Here is a 21,996-nt window from a genome sequence, read left to right as displayed (position 1 = left end):
CCTGTTCATGACTCGACCATTACGCGCCGGCCTTGGCCGACGCTTCACCCTAGGGGCATCACCTATGACCACCCGCCTGCTCTCCACCCTCGCCCTCTCTGCCGCTGCGGCCCTGACGCTGGCCTCCTGCGGCGGTGGCGAGGAGGCGCAGCAGGACGACGCGCCCGCGGAGGAGTCGGCCTCGGGGCTGACCCTGGAAGAGGTGCAGGAGTCTGGCACGCTCACCGTGGGCACCGAGGGCACCTACCGTCCGTTCAGCTTCCACGAGGGCGGCGCCGGCGAGCTGACCGGCTACGACGTCGAGATCGTCACCGCGGTGGCCGAGGAGCTCGGGGTGGAGGCGGAGTTCGAGGAGACCCAGTGGGACGCGATGTTCGCCGGCCTGGAATCGGCGCGCTTCGACGTGATCGCCAACCAGGTCTCGATCACCGAGGACCGCGAGGAGAGCTACCTGTTCTCCGCGCCCTACACCGTGTCCAACGGCGTGATCGTGACCCTGGCAGAGAACGAGGAGATCACCAGCTTCGAGGACCTCGACGGCGCCACCACCGCGCAGTCGCTGACCTCGAACTGGAACGACCTCGCCCGAGAGTCCGGCGCCGAGGTCGAGGCGGTCGAGGGCTGGGCCCAGTCGGTGACCCTGTTGGAGCAGGGCCGGGTGGATGCGACCATCAACGACAAGCTCACCTACCTGGACTACCAGGAGACCGAGGGCAACGAGAACATCAAGATCGCCGCCGAGACCGAGGATCAGTCACAGGCGGCGCTGACCTTCCGGCAGGGCAGCGAATCCCTGGTCGAGGCCGTGGACGAGGCGCTGGCCGCCCTGGCCGAGGACGGCACGCTCACCGAGATCTCCGAGAAGTACTTCGGCGCCGACGTCACCGGATGATCAGCGCCGCAACGGCCCTTGAGGCGATGAACCCTGACGCGATCCTGTCTGACCCGGTGGGACAGGGAGCGGGGCGGTCCTGATGGAACTGCCCGACATCGACTGGCAGCTGGCCATCGACTCGTTCTGGCCGCTGCTGCGCGGGGGCCTGACCGGGACCATCCCGCTGACCCTGGCCAGCTTCACGGTCGGACTGGCGCTGGCCCTGATGCTCGCACTGATGCGGATCAGCGGCAACCGGCTGCTCGCAGGAGTCGCGCGGGCCTATATCTCGGTGATCCGCGGCACCCCGCTGCTGGTGCAGCTGTTCGTGATCTTCTTCGGCCTGCCCTCCATCGGAGTCACCATCGACCCCTGGCCCAGCGCGGTGATCGCGTTCTCGATGAACGTCGGCGGATACGCCGCCGAGGTCATTCGTGCGGCGATCCTCTCGGTGCCCAAGGGCCAGTGGGAGGCCGGATACACCATCGGGATGTCCCGCGGCCAGACCCTGCGGCGGCTGATCCTGCCGCAGGCGGCCCGGGTCTCGGTGCCCCCGCTGTCGAACACCTTCATCTCCCTGGTCAAGGACACCTCGTTGGCCTCGCTGATCCTGGTCACCGAGATGTTCCGGGTGGCCCAGGAGGTGGCCGCGTTCAGCCGGGAGTTCATGCTGCTCTACGTGGAGGCCGCCGTGATCTACTGGGTGTTCTGCCTGGTGCTCTCCACCGTGCAGGACCGCCTGGAGCGCAGATTGGACCGCTATGTCGCCCGTTGATCCCGCACCAGCCGCCACCCTCACCGATCCGCTGCTGCGCGTCTCCGGGTTGAAGAAGTCCTTCGGGGACAACGAGGTGCTGCGCTCCATCGATCTCAGCGTCCAGGCCGGTCAGGTGCTCGCGCTCGTCGGGCCCTCAGGCTCCGGCAAGACCACGGTGCTGCGCTGCCTCAACGGCCTGGAACAGCCCGACGCCGGCACCGTGGAGTTCTCTGAAGGACCCGCTGTGAGCTTCACCGCGAAGACCACCCGACGAGAGAAGGAGTCGCTGCGGACCCGCTCGGCGATGGTCTTCCAGGGCTACAACCTCTTCCCGCACAAGACCGTGCTGCAGAACGTCACCGAGGGCCCGATCCAGGTCCAGAAGCGCCCCAAGGCCGAGGCGATCGCCGAGGCCGAACGACTGCTGGAGCGGGTCGGTCTCGCCGAGAAGCGCGACGACTACCCGCATCAGCTCTCCGGAGGTCAGCAGCAGCGCGTGGGGATCGTGCGCGCGCTGGCCCAGCAGCCCGCGCTGCTGCTCTTCGACGAGCCGACCTCGGCGCTGGACCCCGAGCTGGTCGGCGACGTGCTCACCGTGATCAAGGAGCTCGCCGAGGAGGGCTGGACCATGGTCCTGGTGACCCACGAGCTCGCCTTCGCCCGCGAGGTGGCCGACACCGTGGTCTTCATGGACGGCGGAGTGGTCGTGGAGCAGGGCCCGGCGCAGGACGTGCTGCGCGCGCCGAAGCAGGAGCGCACCCGGGCGTTCGTGCACCGGCTGCTCAACCCGTTCTGAGCGACGCGGCAGCCGACTGAAGCTGGCCAAGGCCGCCTCTTGACCGGGCACCCGGCCCGGCGGAGACTGGCCCCCATGAGGATCACCGCGCAGACCGTCGTCTTCGATGCCGCCGACCTGGAGGCCGAGAGCAGCTTCTGGGCCAGGATGCTGGGCGGCCAGGTGCGCGCCGAAACGGACTGGCACACCGTCGTCGTCGCCGGAGCCGCTCCGGTGGCGGTGCAGAGCGCGCCGGATCACCGGCCCCCGCAGTGGCCCCAGGGGCTGCCCCAGCAGATCCACCTTGACCTCGACGTCGAGGACATCACGTCCGCGCACACCGAGGTCATCGGGCTGGGCGCGGAGGTGCTGCAGATGGCCACCGGAGACCAGCGGTTCAACGTCTACGCCGATCCTGCGGGGCACCCGTTCTGTCTCTGTTGGCACTGACCGACTCTGCTGGCACTGACCGTCTCGGTTGGCACTGACTGTCTCTGCCGGCACTGACCCGGGTCGTGCCGGCCATATTCGATGACGGCCTCTGTTCGGCTTCGCCGCGCTGTGGCAGGCTGATCCCATGAGCCTCATCGAGAACTCCACCCTGGCCATCGTGGGTGCCGGCAGCGTCGGCACCGCCACCGCCTATGCGGCCATGATCCGCGGCTCCGCCCGGCATGTGCGGCTCTATGACATCGACGCCGCCCGGGTCGAGGCCGAGGTCCTCGACCTCGCCCACGGCAGCCAGTTCACCGGTTCCTCGGACATCGACGGCGGCGCGGACCTGAGGCATGTGGAGGGCGCCGACGTCGTGGTGATCACCGCCGGTGCCAAGCAGCACCCCGGGCAGACCCGACTGGACCTGGCCGGCACCAATGTGGAGATCCTGCGCAGCATGCTCCCGAAGCTGCTCGAGCGGGCCCCGGATGCGGTCTACCTTTTGGTCACCAATCCCTGCGATGTGCTCACCGTGGCCGCACAGCAGATCACCGGGCTGCCCAGCAGCCGGGTGTTCTCCTCCGGGACCGTGCTGGACACCGCACGGCTGCGCTGGAAGCTGGCCCAGCGCGCCGGTGTCGCGCAGTCCAGCGTGCACGCCCACATCGTGGGGGAGCACGGGGACACCGAGTTCCCGCTCTGGTCCGCCGCCAGCATCGGGGTGACCCCGCTGCTGGACTGGGAGCGCGACGGGCAGCGGGTGTTCGACGCCGCGGAGCTCGAGACCCTCTCCGATGAGGTGCGCAACGCCGCCTACCAGGTCATCGCGGGCAAGGGCGCGACCAATTACGCGATCGGGCTCTCCGCGGCGCGGATCGTGGAGGCGGTGCTGGGCGACGAGCACGCGATCCTGCCGGTCAGCAGCGTGCTCGAGGGATTCCTCGACATCGGCGGCGTGGCGCTGTCTATCCCCAGCGTGGTCTCCGCCAGCGGGGTGCGCCCGGTGACGACCACCCCGTTCTCCGCGGAGGAGACCGAGGCGCTGCGTGACTCCGCGCGGGCGCTGGCGAAGGTGCAGGCCTCGCTGAGGATCTGAGCCGAGGCGGGACATGGCAAAGTCGAACAGACCGCCCCCGGCGGATGCCTGGGGCGGTCTGTTCGTCCCTGCTCGGGCCAGTCCTGACTGTGCTGCCGCGGCGGCTCCGGAGCTACTTCTCCTGCCGGATCGCCTCGGTGGCCTCGCCCAGCGTGGCGAAGCGTGACGGGATCACCGCGCTCCAGGCCTCTCGCAGCTCGTCCAGGCCCAGCGTGAAGCTGCCGCCCTGATACGGTCCGGCCACCTCGAGGTCCCCGGAGCTGGCATCCACCACGCCGAGGCGCAGCGCGGGGAAGCCCCGTGCCGAGGTCATATCGGTGAAGCGCAGCTCTTCTGAGCGCGGCAGCGCGACCAGGGCGCGGGCCTGGGACTCACTGAAGAGCGCGGTGAAGGGATCCACGCCGTCGCGCTCGCAGATCCCGTCCACCGCCACCCGCGCGCCGACGCCGAAGCGAAGGGCCATCTCGGCCAGTCCGGCGGCGAGCCCGCCCTCGGAGAGGTCGTGGGCGGCGTCGATCATGCCGTCGCGGGAGGCGTTGATCAGGATCTCACCGAGCATCTTCTCAGCCTTCAGGTCCACCTTCGGCGGCAGCCCGCCCAGGTGGTCGCGGCCGCGGGCGAACTCGGAGCCGTCGAGCTCGTCCCCGGTGGTGCCCAGCAGGTAGATCGCCTGGCCGTCGGCCCAGCGCTCGAAGCCCGAGGGGGTGCGCCGGGCGACGTCGTCGAACTTCCCGAGCACGCCCACCACCGGGGTGGGGTGGATGGCCCGGCCCGCGGTCTGGTTGTACAGCGAGACGTTGCCTCCGGTGACCGGGACGCCGAGCTCCTGGCAGCCGTCGGCGAGACCGCGCACGGCCTCGGCGAACTGCCACATGACCTCCGGGTCCTCGGGGGAGCCGAAGTTCAGGCAGTCCGAGACCGCCATCGGGATCGCGCCCGAGGTGGCCACGTTCCGGTAGGACTCGGCCAGCGCCAGCTGCGCCCCGGCGTAGGGATCCAGGTAGGCATACCGGGCGTTGGCGTCGGTGGAGAGCCCGACGCCGAGCCCGGTCTCCTCGTCCACCCGGATCACGCCGGAGTCATCGGGCTGCGAGAGCGCGGTGTTGCCGCCGACGAAGCGATCGAACTGGTCGGTGATCCAGGAGACGTCCGCCATGTTCGGGCTGGTCATCAGGTCCACGACCGCGCCGCCGAGCTCCTGCGCGGTCTCGGGAAGGTTCGCCCCGGCCGCCGAGGAGCGGAAGGTGTCGGCCTGCAGCGCGTCCTGCCACTCGGGGCGGTGGTAGGGCCGCTCATAGACCGGGCCGTCGTGGGCCACGGTGCGCGGGTCCACGTCGACGATGGTCTCGCCGTCCCATTCGATGATCAGCCGGCCGGTGTCGGTGACCTCGCCCAGCCAGGAGTACTCGACCTCCCATTTGGCCATGACGCGCTCGAACTCCGCGGCGTTGGCCGGGGTGACCACGGCCATCATGCGCTCCTGGGACTCCGACATCAGGATCTCGCCCGGGGTCAGCGTGGGGTCGCGCAGCAGCACCTTCGTGAGCTCCACGTGCATCCCGCCCTCGCCGTTGGAGGCCAGCTCGGAGGTGGCGCAGGAGATCCCTGCGGCGCCAAGGTCCTGGATGCCCTCGACCAGCTCGGCGTGGAAGAGCTCGAGGCAGCACTCGATGAGCACCTTCTCGGCGAAGGGGTCCCCGACCTGCACGGCCGGGCGCTTGGAGGGCTTGGAGTCGTCGAAGGACTCGGAGGCGAGCACCGAGGCGCCGCCGATCCCGTCGCCACCGGTGCGCGCACCGAAGAGCACCACCTTGTTGCCCACGCCCGAGGCGTTGGCCAGGCGGATGTCCTCGTGGCGCATCACGCCTACGGCCAGCGCGTTGACCAGCGGGTTGTCCTGGTAGACGGAGTCGAAGACGACCTCGCCGCCGATATTGGGCAGGCCCAGGGAGTTGCCGTAGCCGCCGATGCCCGAGACCACGCCGGGCAGCACTCGCAAGGTGTCAGGGTGGTCGATGTCGCCGAAGCGCAGCGGGTCCATCACCGCGACCGGACGGGCGCCCATGGAGATGATGTCGCGCACGATCCCGCCGACGCCGGTGGCGGCGCCCTGGTAGGGCTCCACGAAGCTGGGGTGGTTGTGCGACTCGATCTTGAAGGTGACGGCCCAGCCGTCGCCGAGGTTCGTCACGCCGGCGTTCTCGCCGATGCCGACCATCAGGTCCTTCTTCATCTCCTCGGTGACCTTCTCGCCGAACTGACGCAGGTGGACCTTGGAGGACTTGTACGAGCAGTGCTCGGACCACATCACCGAATACATGGCCAGCTCGGCCGCCGTCGGTCGCCGACCCAGGATCTTCACGATCCGGTCATATTCGTCGGACTTCAGGCCGAGCGCCGCCCAGGGCAGATCGGTGTCCGGGGTGGTGGAGGCGTGCTCCACGGTGTCGATGTTGAATTCTTTTTCAGTCACGGTCGGCTCGCTCACTGGGCACCTCCGGCAAGAGATGCGATCACGGAGGTGAAGATGGTCAGTCCGTCGGTGCCGCTGCGCATCCCGGTGGCGTCATCGGGACCGTAGCCGGCTTCCACGGCGTGCTCGGGGTGCGGCATGAGGCCCACCACGTTGTGCGTCTCGTTGGTCACGCCGGCGATGCCGTTGCGTGAGCCGTTCGGGTTCTCTCCCACATAGCGGAAGACCACGCGGCCCTCGGCCTCGAGCGCCTCAAGGGTGGCCGGATCAGCGAGGTACTGGCCGTCCTGGTTCTTCAGCGGGACGGCGATCAGCTCGTCCTCGGTGAACTGCGAGGTCCACGGGGTGGAGGTGTTCTCCACGCGCAGCACCTGGTCACGGCAGAGGAACTTCAGGTGATCGTTCTTCACCATGGAGCCGGGCAGCAGGTGGGATTCGGTGAGCATCTGGAAGCCGTTGCAGATCCCCAGCACCGGAAGCCGGGTGCCCGAGGCGGCGGTGGCGGCGGCGATGATCTTGTTCATCATCGGCGCGAAGCGGGCGATGGCGCCGGCGCGCAGGTAGTCCCCGTAGGAGAAGCCGCCGGGAAGCACGATGGCGTCCACGTTCTGCAGCGACTCATCGGCGTGCCAGAGCGGAACGGCAGTCCCGCCGCCGAGGCGGATGGCGCGGGCGGCATCGCGATCGTCGAGGGTGCCGGGGAAGGTGACGACGCCGATGCGGGCCCCACCCAGCGGGTTCGCGGCCGGGGCGGCGTGGAAGTCCCCGATCAGAGGAGTCTCCGTGCTCATGCAGCGTCCTCATCATCGACGCGCACGCTGATCACGTCTTCGATCACCGGGTTCGAGAGCATCTCGGCCGCGGCGGTGCGGGCGCTGGCCAGGATCTGCTCGGTGATTTCACCGTCGACGGTGAGCTCGAAGCGCTTGCCCTGGCGGACGCCGGAGAAGTCGGTGAATCCCAGGTGCGGCAGCGCGGAGGCGATGGCCTTGCCCTGCGGATCAAGAATCTCTGGCTTGGGCATGACCTCGACGATGATGCGCGGCATAGGTTCTCCTGTGCGATGGTGCGGGTGGATGAGCCCGCGGGACCGCTTTCAGGTGCCGTCTCACGCGCCGCGCCTGTCCGGATCAGCACGGCTGGGGACGACGGCGGCACGCTCCGCGAGCTTGCCGGATCAGTCTACCGGGTGCCCGCGGGTGCGGGCGCTTGCGGGCGCAGGGGCGCAAACGGGTGCTTGTGGGCGCGCTTGCGGGCGCTTGCGGGGGCAGCTGCGATCGCTGGGGCGCAAACGGGTTGAATCTTGGAGTATTTCGCCTGTGGAGCACCCGTATTCGCCCCAGGAATGGCCGGGGGAGCCGGGACAGCCCGGGGGAGCCGGGGGAGCCGGGTGAGATGCTGGTGAGATGACACAGGTCCCGCGATCCCAGCCTCCCGCCGCCCAGCCCGACGCTGCGCCGCGCTGCCCCTGTGGATCCGGCGAACGCTACCCCCAGTGCTGTGAACGCCTTCACCTCGGCGCACCCGCCCCCACCGCCGAGGCACTGATGCGTTCCCGCTACACCGCGAACGCGCTGCTCAACAGCGACCCGGGACGCTTCGGCGGATTCCTGCACCGGACCTGGGCCGCCGAGACCCGCCCCGCGCTGAGCGACCTCTACGCGCCGGGTCCTCAATGGACTCGGTTGAGCATCCTGGGAACGACGGCGGGCGGCCCGTTCCACGACGCCGGGACGGTGGAGTTCGTGGCCACCTACTCGGGGGACGGTGATCACGGCGCCAGGGGCAGGTTGCATGAGCTCAGCCGGTTCCGGCGCGAGTCGGGTCAATGGCTCTACGTGGATGGTGATCTGGGCTGAATCCCAGACGATCCTCGGGGTGGGCGTCTACAGCAGGCGAAACGTCGAGGGATCCAGCGGGCGGAGGACCGGGGCATGACCATGACTCGAGCAGCAGTACTGGGAGCCTCTGGGCTGGCCGATTCCCTGGTGATGCAAGGCCTGCACGGAACCGGCGAGCCGCCGGTGGAACAAATCTCTGCGTCCTCACGTTATGGAAGGCGAAATCTTTCAGTTTTTGAAGAATCGGCCACCGTTGGCCGAGGGACGGGATGACTATGACGCAGACGCCACTGACCATCGGAGTGCTCGGTGCAGGCCGGGTCGGCACCGCTGTGGCTCGCCAGGCCGTGCGCGCCGGTCATACCGTGAAGATCGCAACGGCCAAGCCGGCCGCGGACATCGCGCTGCTCACCGAGGTGATCGTCCCCGGCGCCGTCGCGGTGGATCGTGAGGAGCTGCGCGGCGCGGACATCATCGTGCTGGCGGTGCCGCTGCACAAGTACCGCAGCATCGATACCACCGTGCTGCGAGACCAGGTCGTCATCGACACCATGAACTACTGGGCACCGGTGGACGGGTTCATGGACGAGTTCGAGACCGGTGTGAGCACCAGTGAGGTCATCGCGGAGTTCCTCGGTGCTGCCCGGGTGGTCAAGACGCTGAACCACATCGGCTACGGCGATCTCGAGATCGACTCCTATCCCGTCGGAGACCCGCAGCGCCGGGCGCTCGCGGTCGCCGGGGATGATGCAGCGGCCAAGGCCCTGGTCCAGGATTTCGTGGACTCTCTGGCTACGACGCCGTGGACGCCGGACCGCTCGCGGCCGGCCGGGCGTTCGAGAACGGCACCGAGATCTTCAACGGCCGGCACGACGCCGCGCGGATGCAGGATCTGCTCAGCGAATGCGGCCGGGTGCTCGCCAGCGCCTGAGCAGGTCCTTGGTCACGGTCTGATCAGGCGCTCTTGCATCCGCCTGATCAGACCTGGGCCCTCCGGCATCAGAGCGGCGCCTCGAGCTGGTCCAGCACCGCGAGCAGCTTCCCGCGCAGCATCTGCGACTCCTCGGCGAAGCCTTTCTGTGCCCGGGCGTAGGCCGCCCGGCCGGCGGGGGTCTCGATCGGGACCGGCTCGTAGCCCCAGTCGCTCAAATCATAGGGCGAGGCGCGCATATCGAGTCGGCGAATCCGTGAGGCGAGGTCGAAGCACTCCAGCAGCAGGTCGCTGCTGACCGCGGGGATGAGCTTATAGGCCCATTTGTAGAGGTCCATATTGGCGTGCAGACAGCCCGGCTGCTCCATCCGGGTCTGCGATTCGCGGGTCGGCTCCAGCGCATTGAGCGGTCGCGCCGAGGGCGTGTAGAAGCGGTAGGCGTCGAAATGGGTGCAGCGGATGTTCGCCGCCTCCACTACCTCATCGGTCCCGGCGGCACCGAGGCGCAGCGGAACCTGGTCATGGCGCTGGCCGTGTTCCACCGATCTATAGACCATGGCCCACTCGTGCAGACCGAAGCATCCCAGCTGGGCCGGTGTCGCCGCCGTCGTGCTCAACAGGCGCCGGGCGAATCCGATCATCGAGGCCCGGTCCTGGCGGAAGCCTCGACGTCGAGGGTCACTCCCGAAGGCGCGCTGCGGTAATGCTTCCAGCCGGACCGCTCGGTGTCCTGTGCACCCTCGAGCAGGAATCCCACACCGGGGTGCCAGCGCGAGAGCTTGCCGGGGGAGTGGGAGTAGTAGGTGAAGAGGAAGTCCTCCACCGGGTGCTTCGCGCCGGCATGGCGGCGTGCCAGGAAGTCCTCGGTGAGCCGGTCCACTGAGGCCTGGTGCGTGATGGCGCGCTCACGGTGCTCGGGTTCAGGAATCACCGTCAAGCCGTGTGTTGCCTCAAGAGAAGCTGGTGTTTCGGTTACCATCGGGTATATCACTCGTACCAAGTGCGCAGGCGGCAGGGAACCCGTAAAGGGTACACCTGCCGCCTGTGTGCTTGAGTCGCCTATTCCGAGCGGGTCTTCGGCCCGTCCAGCTCCCGGCGCATGATCCAGCGCGGCCGGTGTCCGCTGTGCGCGGTGGTCGGTCCGGCGACCTCGAAGCCATGGGCCGCGAAGAGCTCCGTGGTGCCGACGTAGCCGCTGATCACATCCACTCTTCTGCCCTCCTCGAGCTCCATCGGGTAGCCCTCGAGGACGCTCGCCCCGTGCTCGGCGGCGTGCGCCACGGCGCCGGCGAGCAGATCATGCATCAGCCCTCGCCGTCGGAATCCTGGACGAACCACGAAACAGACCACCGACCAGGGGTCCCGGTCATCGAGGAAGGGGATGGTCCGGGAGTTCATCAGCCGTCGGTAGCTGCTGCGCGGCGCCACCGAGCACCAGCCCGCCGGGGTGTCGTCGACGAAGGCGATCACCCCCGGGCCGGGCTCGGTGCGGCAGAGCTCCTCCATGAAGGCCGGCCGATCCGGATTCGCGACCCGGGAGTCGCGATAGGACATGCACCAGCACCCCCGACCGCCGGGCTTCTTCACCCCGAGGACCTCATAGAAGTCCTCGAAGCGCCCGACGGCGGGGCGCACCTCGGTGCCCATGCTCGGTGCTAGCGGCCGGTTCCGGCGTAGACCGTGGCCTCTTCGTCGGAGTCCAGACCGAAGGCGGTGTGGATCGCGGCGACCGCGCGGTCCAGCAGCTCGACGTCGGTGATCACCGAGACCCGGATCTCGGAGGTCGAGATCAGCCCGATGTTGATGCCGGCATCGCGCAGGGCGGTGAAGAACCGGGCCGAGACGCCAGGGTGGTTGCGCATCCCGCCGCCGATGAGCGAGACCTTGCCGACCTGGGGCACGAAGTCCATGGACTCGAAGCCGATGGTGGCCTGGTGCGCGGTGAGCATCTCCTGGGCGCGTTCGCCGTCCTCACCGGGGAGGGTGAAGGAGATGTTGGTGGTCTTGGTCGCCATCGAGACGTCCTGGACGATCATGTCGATGTTGATCGCTCCCTCGGCGATCAGGTTGAAGATCTCCGCCGCCTTGCCCGGGACGTCGGGGACGCCGGTGATGGTGAGTTTTCCTTCGGATGCGTCGTGGGAGACGCCGGAGATGATCGGCTGTTCCAAGGGTTCGCCTTCCTGAATCTTGACGGTGTCTTTGGGGTCGGGGATGACCCAGGTGCCTTCGAGCTGGCTGAATGAGGAGCGCACGTGGAGCTTCACGCCGAACCGGCGGGCGTACTCCACCGAGCGCAGGTGCAGCACCTTGGTGCCGGCGGCCGCCATCTCCAGCATCTCGTCGCTGGAGATCTCGTCGATCTTGCGGGCGGTCTTGACCACGCGCGGGTCGGCGGTGAAGACCCCGTCGACGTCGGTGTAGATCTCACAGGCGTCGGCGTGCAGCGCCGCGGCCAGGGCGACGGCGGTGGTGTCGGAGCCGCCGCGGCCCATCGTGGTGATGTCTCGGGACTCCCGGCTCATGCCCTGGAACCCTGCGACGATGCCGACGTGGCCGGCGTCGAGGGACTCCTGCACGCGCAGCGGGGAGACCTCGATGATGCGGGCCTTGCCGTGGATGGCGTCGGTGATCATGCCGGCCTGGGAGCCGGTGAAGGACTGGGCGGACTCGCCCAGCTCATGGATCGCCATGGCCAGCAGCGCCATGGACATGCGCTCACCGGAGGAGAGCAGGATGTCCATCTCGCGGGAGGGCGGCGCTGAGGTGAGCTGGCCTGCGAGGTCGAGCAGGTCATCGGTGGTGTCACCCATGGCGGACACGACCACCACGACCTGGTGCCCGGCGCGCTTGGTCTCGACGATCCGCCTCGCCACTCGTTTGATGCTCTCGGCGTCTGCAACGGATGATCCGCCGTACTTCTGAACGATCAGGCTCATGACAGGTTGTCTCACTCCTGGGGTTTGGATACGGGGGAACTCAGGTCAATTCTAGATCGGGTCAGGCGTCGCGCAGCACGGCGCTGAGGAATTGCTTGGTGCGCTCCTGGCTGGGGTCCGAGAAGATCTTCTCCGGGGAACCCTCTTCGATCACGCGGCCGCCGTCGAACATCATCACCTTGTGGGAGACGTCTCGGGCGAAACTCATCTCGTGGGTCACGATCAGCATGGTCACGTTGGTGGTGTCCGCGACCTTGCGCAGGATGTTGAGCACGTCCCCGACGACCTCGGGGTCCAGTGCCGAGGTGACCTCGTCGAGCAGCAGGATCTCCGGGTCCATGGCCAGCGCACGGGCGATGGCCACCCGTTGCTGCTGACCACCGGAGAGGCTCAGCGGGTGCTGGTCGGCCTTGTCCGGCAGGCCCACCTGCTCCAGCAGCGAGTGCGCCTTCGCGGTGGCCTCGGCCTTGGACTGGCCCAGCACGTGGATCGGCGCCTCGACGATGTTCTCCAGCACCGTCATGTTCGGGAACAGGTTGAACTGCTGGAACACCATCCCGATCCGGGTGCGCAGCTTCTTCTGCTCCTTGGGGGAGACGGCGACGCGCTTGCCGTCCTTCTCCCGGTGGGTCAACGGCTCGCCGTCGACGAAGATGTAGCCGCCGGTGAGCTCCTCCAGGGTCATCACCAGGCGCAGGATCGTGGTCTTCCCCGAGCCGGACGGGCCGATCAGGGTCACCCGCTCGCCGCGGCGGACGGAGAAGTTCAGGTCTTTGAGCACGATGTTGTCCCCGAAGCGCTTCTCGACATCGACGAACTCGATGACCGGGACTTCGGGGTCAGTTGGCGTAGGCAAGGCGCTTCTCCAGACGGTTGATCAGCAGTGCAGTGGGGTAGCTGGCGGCGAGGAAGATCAGGCCAGCGATGGTGATCGCCTCGGTGTAGCGGAAGGTCTGGGCTCCGATGGTCTGTGCAACGCGGACCATCTCGGCCACCGAGATCACGAACAGGAACGGGGTGTCCTTGAACATCGAGATCGCATAGTTGCCCAGCGAGGGGATGGTCGAACGCAGCGCCTGCGGGATGACCACGCGCCGCCAGGTCCGCCCGGCGCTCATCGAAAGTGCCTTGGTGGCTTCCCACTGTCCCTTGGGCACCGAGTCGATTCCTGCTCGGTAGACCTCCGACATGTAGGTGGCGTAGTGGATGCCAAAGACGATGAAGCCGATGGTGAGCGGATCCATCCAGGTGAAGCCGTAATAGAGCACCAGCAGCTGGACCACCAGCGGGGTCATCCGGATGAAGTTCGCCGCCCAGCGCAGCACGAAGGCGAAGGGGCGGGGAAGCACGCGCAGCAGGATGGCGATGACCAGCCCCAGCAGGGCCGCGATCACCGTGCCCACGACGGTGACCAAGAGGGTGACCTCTAGGAAGGCCCGCAGGATGTCGGGAAAGATCTCGATCGCGAAATCCCAGTTCCAGACGTTGCCGGTGGGTTCCGGGACCGGATCGGCCGTGAAGGGCACGAGGGGAATCATGAGGCACCTCCTGGCTGGACGCCGGAGGTGGGCACCTTGGGTGCGGGGGAGAGGATCTCTCGCAGGCTCAGCCCCTGGCCCAGTCGGTGTTTGGCGCGGACCTCGAGGAGTCGCATGCCCTGAGTGAGTACCAGGGCGAACGCGAAGTACCCGATGAGCCCGACGAAGGCGTAGGAGAACCACGCGCTGGTGACTCGCCGGAGCTGGTCCAGTTCGAAGTTGAAGTCGTTGAGCCCGACGATGTAGACGATGGCGGAGCCTTTCATCAGGTGCACAAGCAGGTTCGCCAGTGAGGGGATCATCAGCGCCCAGGCCTGCGGGAAGATCACCCGACGGATCTTGTGCGTCCAGGACATCGAGAGTGCCACGGTGGCTTCCCACTGCCCGCTTGCCACGGAGGTCAGCGAGGCACGGACGGCCTCGGCCCCGTAGGCGCCGTAGTTCACGCCCAGCGCGATCACCCCGACGGTGAAGGCGCTCTCCAGGGTCAGCCCAAAGAGCGGAAGCACGTAGTAGACCCAGAACAGCTGCACCAACAGCGAGGTGCCGCGGAAGAACTCGATGATGATTCGGGCCGGGCCTCTGAGCCAAAGATTAGGCTGCCCGCCATCAGGCCCAGGATCACGGCGATGACGAATGCCATGGCCGCTCCGACCAGGGTGAGCTGCACGGTGAGCAGGAATCCGTCCCAGAGTCTGGGGCCGAAGTTTTGCAGCGAATCGAAGTTCTGCTGCTGTTGATCTAACCAGTCCACGGTAGGGGGTGGTTCCTCTCTGCTGGAGGTGATGTCACCGAAGCGGTGGCCGACCCCTTCGCAGGGCCGGCCACCGTGAGATTTCTGAGGTTCTCAGCTCAGTCTTCGATGTCCTGGAGAGCCTCCAGGTCACCATCGCAGAGTGCCTCTGCGGTCAGATCCGCGGGCGGAATCTCAGCCTCGGTGAATCCGTATTCGCTGATGATGTCCAGCAGCTCGCCGCTCTCCTTGAGCTCCGCGAGGTGCTCGTTGTACTCCTCGAGCATCTCCGAACCCTGTGGGAAGACCGTCGAACCGGCGCCGTACTGCATGACGCCATCCATGTCATGGACGAAGCCCTCGGTGACCTCGAAGCCGTCCATCTCACCTGCCATCTCGCTGAGCGAGATCGCGGTCAGGGCGAACACATCGGCACGGCCGCCGGTGACCATGTCCACTCCGTCATCTGCCGTGCTACGCCCTCAGCATCGATGCCCAGTTCGTCCACGTAGGTGGCTTCGACGCCGGAAGACAGGGTGGCGAGGGTGAGGTCTTCGCCGGATTCAACGGCCTCGGCGACGTCGTTGAGATCCTCCACGCCGTAGGGGTTGCCCTCTTCCACCAGGAGTGCGGTGGTGTACATGATCTCGGGCTCAGCGAAGGCAGCTTCTTCACAGCGTTCAGGAAGAATGGACATGCCTGCCGAGACGGCCTCATAGCGATCTGCATTGAGACCCGGGATCAGACTGTCCCAGTCGGTGACCTCAGCTTCGATCGAGTAGCCCATCTGGCCGAAGATCTCCTCGGCCAGGGCGATGGTGGCACCCTCGGGTTCGCCGTCGTCGTTCAGGTAGGAGTAGGGAACCTCGCCTGCGATGGCCACGGTGATGGTCTCTTCGCCGCCACCCTCGGCCTCACCGTTCTCGGCGTCATCGTCGCCGCCGCCACAGGCGGTCAGTGCCAGCAGTGCGGCGGCGCTCGCGGCGCCTGCGCGGACTGCCATGGAAGTCTTTTTCCTCATCAGTGCTTACCTCATCCTCTGGTGTGCGTCTGGTGCGAGTCAGTCCGGCACCGTGCTGAAATCAGCACAGGCCCGCCTGCAGCAACACGCTAGACCGATAAATAGGATTTGGAAACTGATTTCTTGGGGGAGGACAACTCTCGGCGGTCACCAGAGGATCGTGGAATAGCCGGAAGAATCCGTGGCGGTGATCCGCCCACGGGCCGCGCTTCCCAGGCGTGACTAGGACAACAGCCCGAACGAAAACTGATGGAAATACGAGGAGGAAGAAACCTGAGTATTACCTGATCACACTTGCATAACTATCTGGATGCCGGGCGCCGGGAGCAGGTCAGGACATCACCGTGCGGCCCTCGAAGGCCCGGCCGAGGGTGACGTCGTCCGCGTATTCCAGGTCCCCGCCCACCGGGAGTCCCGACGCCAGGCGAGTGAGCTTGATGCCGATGGAACCGAGCATCCGGTAGAGGTACGTCGCCGTGGCCTCTCCCTCGAGGTTCGGGTCGGTGGCCACGATGACCTCGGTGATGGTGTCGTCCGAGAGCCGGCTCAGCAGCTCACGGATGTGCAGCTGGTCGGGACCTACCCCGGCGATCGGATTGATCGAGCCGCCGAGCACGTGGTACTTCCCGCGGAAGGAGCGGGTGCGTTCGATCGCCATGACGTCCTTGGACTCCTCGACCACGCACAACAGGGTGGGATCTCGGCGGGTGTCCTGGCAGATCCGGCAGGTGTTCTCCTCGGAGACGTTGAAGCAGATCGCGCAGAACTTGACCTTCTCCTTGACCGTGGTGATCGCGTCAGCGAGTCGCTTCATGTCCTCGCCGTCGGCCTCGAGGATGTGGAAGGCCACGCGCTGCGCCGACTTGGGACCGATGCCGGGGAGTCGCCCGAGTTCATCGATCAGGTCTTGGACTGCGCCTTCATACACGTTGTGGACGAGCCTTCCTTCAGGGGTGGAGACCTAGTCTAGCGGCGCTCACTCGTTGAGCCGGCGCTCCTCCAGCAGGGTGGCTCCGAGGTGCTTCTCGAAGGCCTTGCGGCCGAAGACGCCGGAGTGTTCCAGCGGGACGTCGTCCTCACTGGCCACGTCCTCGGCCTGAGCCCAGGACGGCGGCGCGCTCTGGTCGTAGTCGCTCGGCGGGCCCGAGTCCCACGCCGGGTCGGGCGGGGGTGCCGGCTGCGAAGGGTGGTCGGCCGGAGGCTCGGAGAGCGGAGCCGGCTGGGAGCCGCCCCCGCCGCGCTGGGCCAGGCGACGACGGATCTCTGCGGCACGGCTCGGCGCGGCACCACCGGCCGGGGCTGCGGCGCCGCTGGCCGGGTTCTGCTGGTTCGCGCCGGGCTGCTGGTCGCGATCCTGCGGGTTTCCGCGCGAAGCTCCCGAGCCCGGGGAACCGGCAGTGCCCGGGGAGCCGGCAGTGCCAGGGGAGCCACCCGGGGCTGCGGCCCCCTCGGCGGGGGCGCTCCAGCGCGGGGCGGTTCCGGCGCGGCGCGCGAATGCTGGGACCGGGGTCTTCTCGGCCAGCGGCTTATAGCTGTCCCCGGCATCGGGGTCCGTCCCGGCGCCGCGCCAGGTGCGCCGCCGCCTCGGGGGAGACCGCGGAGGGTGCAGATGACCGAGATTCTGCCGCCGCCGACTGCTGCTCATCGGTGGCGTCGGGGTCCGTGGGGTCGAGATCGGTGGCATCGGGGTCGCGGGATCCGGCCGAGGTGTCCAGGTCGGCGGCGGTCTCGGATTCGGCGGGATGCTCGGAGGGCTGGTGGGCGGGGTGCTCCGGCGGCGCCTCGGTGAATCCCGGGTCGTAGGGCTCGGGCGGCTCTTCCTGGACCCAGGCCGGGGTGCCGTCCCCGGTCTGCGTCTCCGCTGGAGCGGTCGCCGGGCTCAGCCGGCGGTCAGCTTTTGGGGCGCCACCACCACCCGGCGAGCCTGTGCCTCCGGTGACCAGCTTGAACCGGACCTTCATGCCCAGAACGTGCTCGATGGCGGCGTTCATCGCCTGCTCGCCGTTGCGGTTCGCGAACGTGGTCCGCGCCCCCTCGTTGGCGAAGTTCAGGCTCAGCGCCTGACCGTCGAAGCTGTCCACGCTCACATTGCCCTTGACCAGCATCCACAGCATCCGGGACTGGGACTTCAGCGAATCCACGATGTCGGGCCAGGCCCGGCGCATCATCTCGTCCGTGGACCCGCCGGCTGCGGATGCGGCTGGTGCTGCCTGAGCGGCGGCTGCGGCTGCGGATGCGGCTGGTGCCGCCTGAGCGGCGGGTGCGGCTGCGGATGCGGCTGGTGCCGCAGATGAACCGGAGCCGTCCCGCGGGAGGGCTGGCTGCCGCTCCTCTGGCTTCGGCTTCTCTGGCTGCCGTTCTTGCGGCCGCCCGGTCTGGTTCGGGGGTGCGGCCTCGTTCGGCTGCGCCGCAGGTTCAGGTGCATTCGACTTCGGCTCGGGCTCCGGGGCTGCGGGGCTCGGTTCGGAGGCCGTCACGCTCTGTGCCGGGGCGGCCCACTTCGGGTCGGCCGGGGTCTGCTGCTCGGTGCGCTCTTCCGCACGCCCCAGGTGGACGATGCGCTGGTCACCCGGACCCTCTACTACGGGGCGTTCTTCTTCCTCGGGCGCCGGGCTCGCTGCGGTCGGCGTCGCGCCCGGGCTGTGGCTCGCAGCCTCGCTCGCGGTGCCGCCCGAATCGGTGCCTGCACCCTCGGTCTCGGCGCTGGGCGTGACGCCGGCTCCGGCGGCGAAGTCGAGCCGACGCTCCACGCGTTCGAGCCGAGCGGCCACCGAGGCGTGACCCTGCTCGGCGTGGGGCAGCAGCAGCCGCGCCATCAGCAGCTCGAGGTGCAGCTTCGGTGAGGTGGCGCCGACCATGTCGGTAAGCGCCTGGGCGGAAATGTCCGCCGCGCGGGAGAGCTCTGCGGAGCCGAGCTGGCCGGCCTGAGTCTGCATCGAGCGGATCTGGTCCTCCGGGACCCCGCGCAGGATCGCCCCGGGGTTCTCCGGGACCGATTTCACCACGATCAGATCGCGCAGCCGCTCCAGCAGGTCCTCGACGAAGCGCCGCGGGTCCTGCCCGGACTGGACGACTCGATCCACCACGGAGAAGGCGGTGGCCCCGTCGAGCGCCGCCACGGCCCCCACGACGTCGTCGAGCATGGTGGCGTGGGTGAAGCCGAGCAGCGCCGTCGCCCGGTCATAGTCCAGGGTGCGCTCGGCGGACCCGGCGATCAGCTGGTCCAGCACGGAGAGGGTGTCGCGGACCGAGCCGCCGCCGGCACGGATCACCAGAGGCAGCACGCCCGGAGCCACGGTGACGCCCTCCTGCTCGCAGAGCCGATGCAGGTAGTCCATCAGCGGCTCGGGCGGGACCAGTCGGAACGGATAGTGGTGGGTGCGCGAGCGGATGGTCCCGATGACCTTGTCCGGCTCGGTGGTCGCGAAGATGAACTTGATGTGCTCCGGAGGCTCTTCCACGATCTTCAGCAGCGCGTTGAAGCCTGCGGCGGTGACCATATGGGCCTCATCGATGATGAAGATCTTGTAGCGGTCGCGCACCGGGGCGAAGGTCGCGCGTTCCCGCAGATCACGGGCATCGTCGACGCCGCCATGGCTGGCTGCGTCGATCTCGATCACGTCCAGCGAGCCGGAGCCGCCCGTGGCGAGGTCCACGCAGGAGTCACAGCTTCCGCACGGGGTTCCGGTCGGGCCCTGCGCGCAGTTCAGGCAGCGGGCCAGGATTCGAGCGGAGGTGGTCTTGCCGCAGCCGCGCGGGCCGGAGAAGAGGTAGGCGTGGGAGACCGCGTCCTTGCCCAGGGCAGTCATCAGGGGTGCGGTGACGTGCTCCTGTCCGATCACCTCGGCGAAGGAGTCGGGACGATAACGGCGGTACAGGGCGGTGCTCACAGTCTGAAACCTTATCTGCTTGCTAGGACATGCGCATGCGGTCGGTGCCCTGATCCGTATCGGCCCGGTCACGGGCGGCGAGCCGGGCGGAGACGCGGCGATTGCCCGGGACGACGTAGAGCCACCTGGTCCAGGGCCGCAGCCAGACCACGAGCAGGCTCAGCAGCAGACCGCCCACGGTGCAGGCTGCGACGTGGAGCACCGGGTCCACGCCGATCTCGATGAGTCCACGGTGGATCAGGATGATGATCGGGAAGTGGCAGACGTAGACCACGATGGAGTTGCGCCCGACCCACTGCAGGAAGCTGTTGAACCGGCCGGCAGGCAGTCGCGGTGCCGCCCAGAGGATCACCGCGATGCCGATCACTGCGGTGGGCACGGCGTAGAGGCTGCCCGCGCGGAACTCGCGGCTCTCGAGACCGTGGTGGGCCAGCAGGGCCATCAGCACCGCGAGCGCCGCGATCAGCGGCCACGGGGCCCTCGCCCAGCGCTGCAGGATCCACATGCAGGCGGCGCCGAGGAAGAAGAACGCCCCGTAGTAGAGGGTCCGGGTGACCAGCGCATCGTCCACCTGGGTGAAGTGCCGGGTGATCACCATGATCAGGAACACGACGACGCCGAGCGCGCTCAGCAGTCGTGGCCGGGAGACCAGCGGCTTGAGCAGCATCCCGGTGAGGTAGCAGAGGGTCAGCGCCATCAGGAACCAGAGGTAGTCCCCGCCCAGCCAGTACCGCAGCTCACCGGGCCCGCCGTGATAGATCAGCACGCCGAATCCGAAGAGCCAGAGCGCCAGCGGCCAGACGAGGCTGGCGAACTTCCCCCAGAGGTAGATGACTGAGGACTTCTCGAGCGAGCGCGGCAGCAGGGTCCCGGAGAGGAACATCAGCAGCGGCATCCGGAACGGCTCGAGATAGAGGTTGAGCTGGATCCACTGATCCACCCCGAGCCCGTTGGCCCGCGGAATGTCGGAGCCGTGGAGCACCACGACGAGCAGCACCGCGACGCCGCGCAGCAGATCCATCCACCGCATGCGGGGCGGGGAGTCGGTGCGGGGCTGGGGCATGGGCCTGAGGGCAGTTCTCTCGGGAGGGACTGGGTGCAGATCGCCGTGAAGTGGAGCTGGATTCACTGTAACGGAAGGCGTTCCCACTGATCACCTGACTGACCAACCGTTCGGTCATTAATTCTGATACATTGTCTCCCATGCCCGTGACCTGGGTCACAGGACAGGCGGCAAGAACCACTCGCACGTCACCCCGACGTGTCCAGCCTTGGGAGCAGATATGAGCCAGACCACCTATCTCAGCAGCGAGGGGCACGACCTGACCCGCGAAGAGAAGAAAGTCCTTGCGGGAACCCTCGTCGGCACCACCATCGAGTGGTACGACTTCTTCATCTACGCGCAGGCGGCCGGCTTCGTGCTGGCGGTCCTGTACTTCGAGCCGCTGGGCGAGGACAACGCCGCCCTGGCGCAGATCGTGGCCTGGGCCTCGGTCGGCATCTCCTTCCTCTTCCGCCCGCTCGGCGCGATCCTTGCCGGCATGGTCGGCGATCGCTATGGACGCAAGGTGGTCCTGGTGATCACGCTGATGGGCATGGGTGGAGCCACCGTGCTCATCGGCCTGCTGCCCACCTACGCGAGCTGGGGCGTTCTGGCGCCGGTGCTGCTGATCGTGCTGCGCGTGCTGCAGGGCCTCTCGGCCGGCGGCGAATGGGGTGGCGCGGCACTGCTCGCCGTCGAACACGCCCCCCGGCATAAGCGTGGCCTCTTCGGTGCCTACCCGCAGATCGGTGTGCCGCTGGGCATGCTGCTCGCGACCGGGTTCATGTTCGCGCTCAACGCCATCACCACCGAGGAGCAGTTCCTCGAATGGGGCTGGCGGGTGCCGTTCCTCTTCTCCTTCGTGCTGATCATCGTGGGCTTCCTGATCCGGCTGAAGGTCGACGAGTCCCCGGTCTTCCTGGAGATGAAGGAGCGCAAGAAGGAATCCTCGGCCCCGCTCAAGGAGCTGGTGACCACGCACAAGAAGTACACCTTCCTGGCCGCGCTGATCTTCGCCGCGAACAACGCCGCGGGCTATCTGGTGATCGCCTTCTTCGCCGCCTATGGCGTGAACACGCTGGGCATGGACCGCAACGACACCCTGATCGCCTCGCTGATCGGCGGCGTGGGCTGGTTCATCTTCACGCTCTTCGGCGGTTGGATCTCGGATCGCATCGGACGGGTGAAGACCTTCCAGATCGGCTACGGCATCATCATCGTCTGGGCGATCCCGATGTGGTTCCTGCTCGACACCGCCTCGCTGCCGCTGTTCGCGCTGGCCATCTTCATCCTCACCATCGGGCTCGGGCCCTCCTACGGTCCGCAGTCGGCGCTCTACGCCGAGATGTTCCCGGTCAACATCCGCTTCTCCGGTGTCTCCATCGGCTACGCGCTGGGCTCGATCATCGGCGGCGCCTTCGCGGCCACCATCGCGCAGACGATCCTCAACACCACCGGGCAGTCCTGGCTGATCGGCGTCTACATCGCGATCCTGGCGATCATCTCCTTCATCGCCGTCTCGATGGTGCCGAAGAAGCTCCAGGGCATCAATCTCAACGACGACAGCGAGCGTGAGGAGCTCTCGGTGACCACCGGAGCTCGCTGACCTGCTGACGCGTGGACCTGGAGCAGGATAATCTCTGTTCCACGC

General features: G+C 67.7%; 22 protein-coding genes and 2 pseudogenes. 9 read left to right on the top strand and 15 right to left on the bottom strand.

What is annotated here, in order from left to right; genetic code table 11:
* The first annotated feature begins 64 nt into the window (after window positions 1-64).
* The 5 genes from BG28_RS04060 to BG28_RS04040 all read left to right on the top strand — a co-directional run bounded on the left by BG28_RS04060 (window position 65) and on the right by BG28_RS04040 (window position 3,937).
* Window positions 65-892 (top strand): amino acid ABC transporter substrate-binding protein, encoded by an 828-nt coding sequence (locus BG28_RS04060; protein WP_036474457.1) that lies wholly within the window; start codon window positions 65-67, stop codon window positions 890-892.
* Window positions 893-974: 82 nt separating this feature from the next.
* On the top strand, window positions 975-1,649 hold the full coding sequence (locus tag BG28_RS04055) for an amino acid ABC transporter permease (protein WP_200869290.1): 675 nt from the start codon (window positions 975-977) through the stop codon (window positions 1,647-1,649).
* Window positions 1,636-2,427, top strand: a complete 792-nt coding sequence (locus BG28_RS04050; RefSeq protein ID WP_036474456.1) for an amino acid ABC transporter ATP-binding protein — start codon at window positions 1,636-1,638, stop codon at window positions 2,425-2,427. The genes BG28_RS04055 and BG28_RS04050 overlap by 14 nt, the downstream gene beginning before the upstream one ends.
* A gap of 75 nt (window positions 2,428-2,502) precedes the next feature.
* Window positions 2,503-2,856 carry a VOC family protein gene (locus BG28_RS04045; RefSeq protein WP_036474455.1) on the top strand — a complete coding sequence of 118 codons (354 nt, stop codon included), beginning with the start codon at window positions 2,503-2,505 and terminating at the stop codon, window positions 2,854-2,856.
* 127 nt (window positions 2,857-2,983) lie between these two features.
* Window positions 2,984-3,937, top strand: coding sequence for an L-lactate dehydrogenase (locus BG28_RS04040; protein ID WP_036474454.1), 954 nt, complete (start codon window positions 2,984-2,986; stop codon window positions 3,935-3,937).
* Window positions 3,938-4,049: 112 nt separating this feature from the next.
* Here the strand turns inward: BG28_RS04040 and purL are convergent, their stop codons facing one another.
* From purL to purS, 3 genes are read right to left on the bottom strand one after another with little or no spacing between them, the layout of a single operon-like run.
* The gene (purL, locus tag BG28_RS04035; protein WP_152539202.1) at window positions 4,050-6,410 is read right to left on the bottom strand and encodes a phosphoribosylformylglycinamidine synthase subunit PurL; all 2,361 of its coding nucleotides are present in this window, start codon (window positions 6,408-6,410) and stop codon (window positions 4,050-4,052) included.
* 11 nt (window positions 6,411-6,421) lie between these two features.
* Window positions 6,422-7,201, bottom strand: a complete 780-nt coding sequence (gene purQ / locus BG28_RS04030; protein WP_036474453.1) for a phosphoribosylformylglycinamidine synthase subunit PurQ — start codon at window positions 7,199-7,201, stop codon at window positions 6,422-6,424.
* Window positions 7,198-7,458: a phosphoribosylformylglycinamidine synthase subunit PurS gene (purS, locus tag BG28_RS04025; RefSeq protein WP_036474452.1), complete on the bottom strand. Its 261-nt coding sequence runs from the start codon at window positions 7,456-7,458 to the stop codon at window positions 7,198-7,200. The genes purQ and purS overlap by 4 nt, the downstream gene beginning before the upstream one ends.
* A 358-nt stretch (window positions 7,459-7,816) precedes the next feature.
* Between purS and BG28_RS04020 the strand changes: the two genes are divergently transcribed.
* The 3 genes and pseudogenes from BG28_RS04020 (at window position 7,817) to BG28_RS16480 (ending at window position 9,182) form a co-directional block, all read left to right on the top strand.
* Window positions 7,817-8,269: a YchJ family protein gene (locus BG28_RS04020; RefSeq protein WP_051500961.1), complete on the top strand. Its 453-nt coding sequence runs from the start codon at window positions 7,817-7,819 to the stop codon at window positions 8,267-8,269.
* A gap of 251 nt (window positions 8,270-8,520) precedes the next feature.
* A pseudogene (locus BG28_RS16100) lies at window positions 8,521-8,751 on the top strand (NAD(P)-binding domain-containing protein); the annotation flags it as partial.
* A gap of 302 nt (window positions 8,752-9,053) precedes the next feature.
* Window positions 9,054-9,182, top strand: a complete 129-nt coding sequence (locus BG28_RS16480) for a hypothetical protein (protein ID WP_255342472.1) — start codon at window positions 9,054-9,056, stop codon at window positions 9,180-9,182.
* Between the two features lie 68 nt (window positions 9,183-9,250).
* Here the strand turns inward: BG28_RS16480 and BG28_RS04010 are convergent.
* From BG28_RS04010 to BG28_RS03965, 12 genes and pseudogenes are all read right to left on the bottom strand, one after another.
* A pseudogene (locus BG28_RS04010) lies at window positions 9,251-10,161 on the bottom strand (3-methyladenine DNA glycosylase).
* 80 nt (window positions 10,162-10,241) lie between these two features.
* On the bottom strand, window positions 10,242-10,829 hold the full coding sequence (locus tag BG28_RS04005) for a GNAT family N-acetyltransferase (protein WP_036474450.1): 588 nt from the start codon (window positions 10,827-10,829) through the stop codon (window positions 10,242-10,244).
* Window positions 10,830-10,837: 8 nt separating this feature from the next.
* Window positions 10,838-12,121: an aspartate kinase gene (locus BG28_RS04000; protein ID WP_036474449.1), complete on the bottom strand. Its 1,284-nt coding sequence runs from the start codon at window positions 12,119-12,121 to the stop codon at window positions 10,838-10,840.
* Between the two features lie 61 nt (window positions 12,122-12,182).
* Window positions 12,183-12,977, bottom strand: a complete 795-nt coding sequence (gene ehuA, locus BG28_RS03995; protein ID WP_036474448.1) for an ectoine/hydroxyectoine ABC transporter ATP-binding protein EhuA — start codon at window positions 12,975-12,977, stop codon at window positions 12,183-12,185.
* Window positions 12,961-13,659, bottom strand: a complete 699-nt coding sequence (ehuD, locus tag BG28_RS03990; protein ID WP_051500960.1) for an ectoine/hydroxyectoine ABC transporter permease subunit EhuD — start codon at window positions 13,657-13,659, stop codon at window positions 12,961-12,963. The genes ehuA and ehuD overlap by 17 nt, the downstream gene beginning before the upstream one ends.
* Window positions 13,656-14,198, bottom strand: coding sequence for an amino acid ABC transporter permease (locus BG28_RS03985; RefSeq protein WP_235180980.1), 543 nt, complete (start codon window positions 14,196-14,198; stop codon window positions 13,656-13,658). The genes ehuD and BG28_RS03985 overlap by 4 nt, the downstream gene beginning before the upstream one ends.
* A 313-nt stretch (window positions 14,199-14,511) precedes the next feature.
* On the bottom strand, window positions 14,512-14,844 hold the full coding sequence (locus BG28_RS16475) for a hypothetical protein (protein WP_255342468.1): 333 nt from the start codon (window positions 14,842-14,844) through the stop codon (window positions 14,512-14,514).
* Window positions 14,808-15,395 carry a transporter substrate-binding domain-containing protein gene (locus BG28_RS03980; RefSeq protein ID WP_255342467.1) on the bottom strand — a complete coding sequence of 196 codons (588 nt, stop codon included), beginning with the start codon at window positions 15,393-15,395 and terminating at the stop codon, window positions 14,808-14,810. The genes BG28_RS16475 and BG28_RS03980 overlap by 37 nt, the downstream gene beginning before the upstream one ends.
* A 349-nt stretch (window positions 15,396-15,744) precedes the next feature.
* The gene (gene recR, locus BG28_RS03975; protein ID WP_036474447.1) at window positions 15,745-16,341 is read right to left on the bottom strand and encodes a recombination mediator RecR; all 597 of its coding nucleotides are present in this window, start codon (window positions 16,339-16,341) and stop codon (window positions 15,745-15,747) included.
* Between the two features lie 48 nt (window positions 16,342-16,389).
* Window positions 16,390-17,058 (bottom strand): hypothetical protein, encoded by a 669-nt coding sequence (locus BG28_RS16095; RefSeq protein ID WP_152539201.1) that lies wholly within the window; start codon window positions 17,056-17,058, stop codon window positions 16,390-16,392.
* Complete coding sequence (locus BG28_RS03970; protein WP_084479420.1) at window positions 16,940-19,303, bottom strand: DNA polymerase III subunit gamma and tau; 2,364 nt, start codon at window positions 19,301-19,303, stop codon at window positions 16,940-16,942. The genes BG28_RS16095 and BG28_RS03970 overlap by 119 nt, the downstream gene beginning before the upstream one ends.
* Window positions 19,304-19,325: 22 nt before the next feature.
* Window positions 19,326-20,366: an acyltransferase gene (locus BG28_RS03965; RefSeq protein WP_036474446.1), complete on the bottom strand. Its 1,041-nt coding sequence runs from the start codon at window positions 20,364-20,366 to the stop codon at window positions 19,326-19,328.
* 220 nt (window positions 20,367-20,586) lie between these two features.
* Between BG28_RS03965 and BG28_RS03960 the strand changes: the two genes are divergently transcribed.
* Window positions 20,587-21,951: an MFS transporter gene (locus BG28_RS03960; protein WP_036474445.1), complete on the top strand. Its 1,365-nt coding sequence runs from the start codon at window positions 20,587-20,589 to the stop codon at window positions 21,949-21,951.
* Window positions 21,952-21,996 lie beyond the last annotated feature (45 nt).

It is taken from the genome of Nesterenkonia sp. AN1, from assembly GCF_000582475.1.
Taxonomy (GTDB): Bacteria; Actinomycetota; Actinomycetes; order Actinomycetales; family Micrococcaceae; genus Nesterenkonia; species Nesterenkonia aurantiaca.
Note: the sequence above shows the minus strand (reverse complement) of the source record. Positions and strands in the feature narration are given on the sequence as shown.

Coding starts and splice junctions, on each gene's coding strand:
- BG28_RS04060 (WP_036474457.1), top strand. CDS start 65: ATGACCACCCGCCTGCTCTCCACCCTCGCCCTCTCTGCCGCTGCGGCC.
- BG28_RS04055 (WP_200869290.1), top strand. CDS start 975: ATGGAACTGCCCGACATCGACTGGCAGCTGGCCATCGACTCGTTCTGG.
- BG28_RS04050 (WP_036474456.1), top strand. CDS start 1,636: ATGTCGCCCGTTGATCCCGCACCAGCCGCCACCCTCACCGATCCGCTG.
- BG28_RS04045 (WP_036474455.1), top strand. CDS start 2,503: ATGAGGATCACCGCGCAGACCGTCGTCTTCGATGCCGCCGACCTGGAG.
- BG28_RS04040 (WP_036474454.1), top strand. CDS start 2,984: ATGAGCCTCATCGAGAACTCCACCCTGGCCATCGTGGGTGCCGGCAGC.
- purQ (WP_036474453.1), bottom strand. CDS start 7,201: ATGAGCACGGAGACTCCTCTGATCGGGGACTTCCACGCCGCCCCGGCC.
- purS (WP_036474452.1), bottom strand. CDS start 7,458: ATGCCGCGCATCATCGTCGAGGTCATGCCCAAGCCAGAGATTCTTGAT.
- BG28_RS04020 (WP_051500961.1), top strand. CDS start 7,817: ATGACACAGGTCCCGCGATCCCAGCCTCCCGCCGCCCAGCCCGACGCT.
- BG28_RS04005 (WP_036474450.1), bottom strand. CDS start 10,829: ATGGGCACCGAGGTGCGCCCCGCCGTCGGGCGCTTCGAGGACTTCTAT.
- BG28_RS04000 (WP_036474449.1), bottom strand. CDS start 12,121: ATGAGCCTGATCGTTCAGAAGTACGGCGGATCATCCGTTGCAGACGCC.
- ehuD (WP_051500960.1), bottom strand. CDS start 13,659: ATGATTCCCCTCGTGCCCTTCACGGCCGATCCGGTCCCGGAACCCACC.
- BG28_RS16475 (WP_255342468.1), bottom strand. CDS start 14,844: ATGGTCACCGGCGGCCGTGCCGATGTGTTCGCCCTGACCGCGATCTCG.
- BG28_RS03980 (WP_255342467.1), bottom strand. CDS start 15,395: ATGGCAGTCCGCGCAGGCGCCGCGAGCGCCGCCGCACTGCTGGCACTG.
- BG28_RS16095 (WP_152539201.1), bottom strand. CDS start 17,058: ATGAGCAGCAGTCGGCGGCGGCAGAATCTCGGTCATCTGCACCCTCCG.
- BG28_RS03965 (WP_036474446.1), bottom strand. CDS start 20,366: ATGCCCCAGCCCCGCACCGACTCCCCGCCCCGCATGCGGTGGATGGAT.
- BG28_RS03960 (WP_036474445.1), top strand. CDS start 20,587: ATGAGCCAGACCACCTATCTCAGCAGCGAGGGGCACGACCTGACCCGC.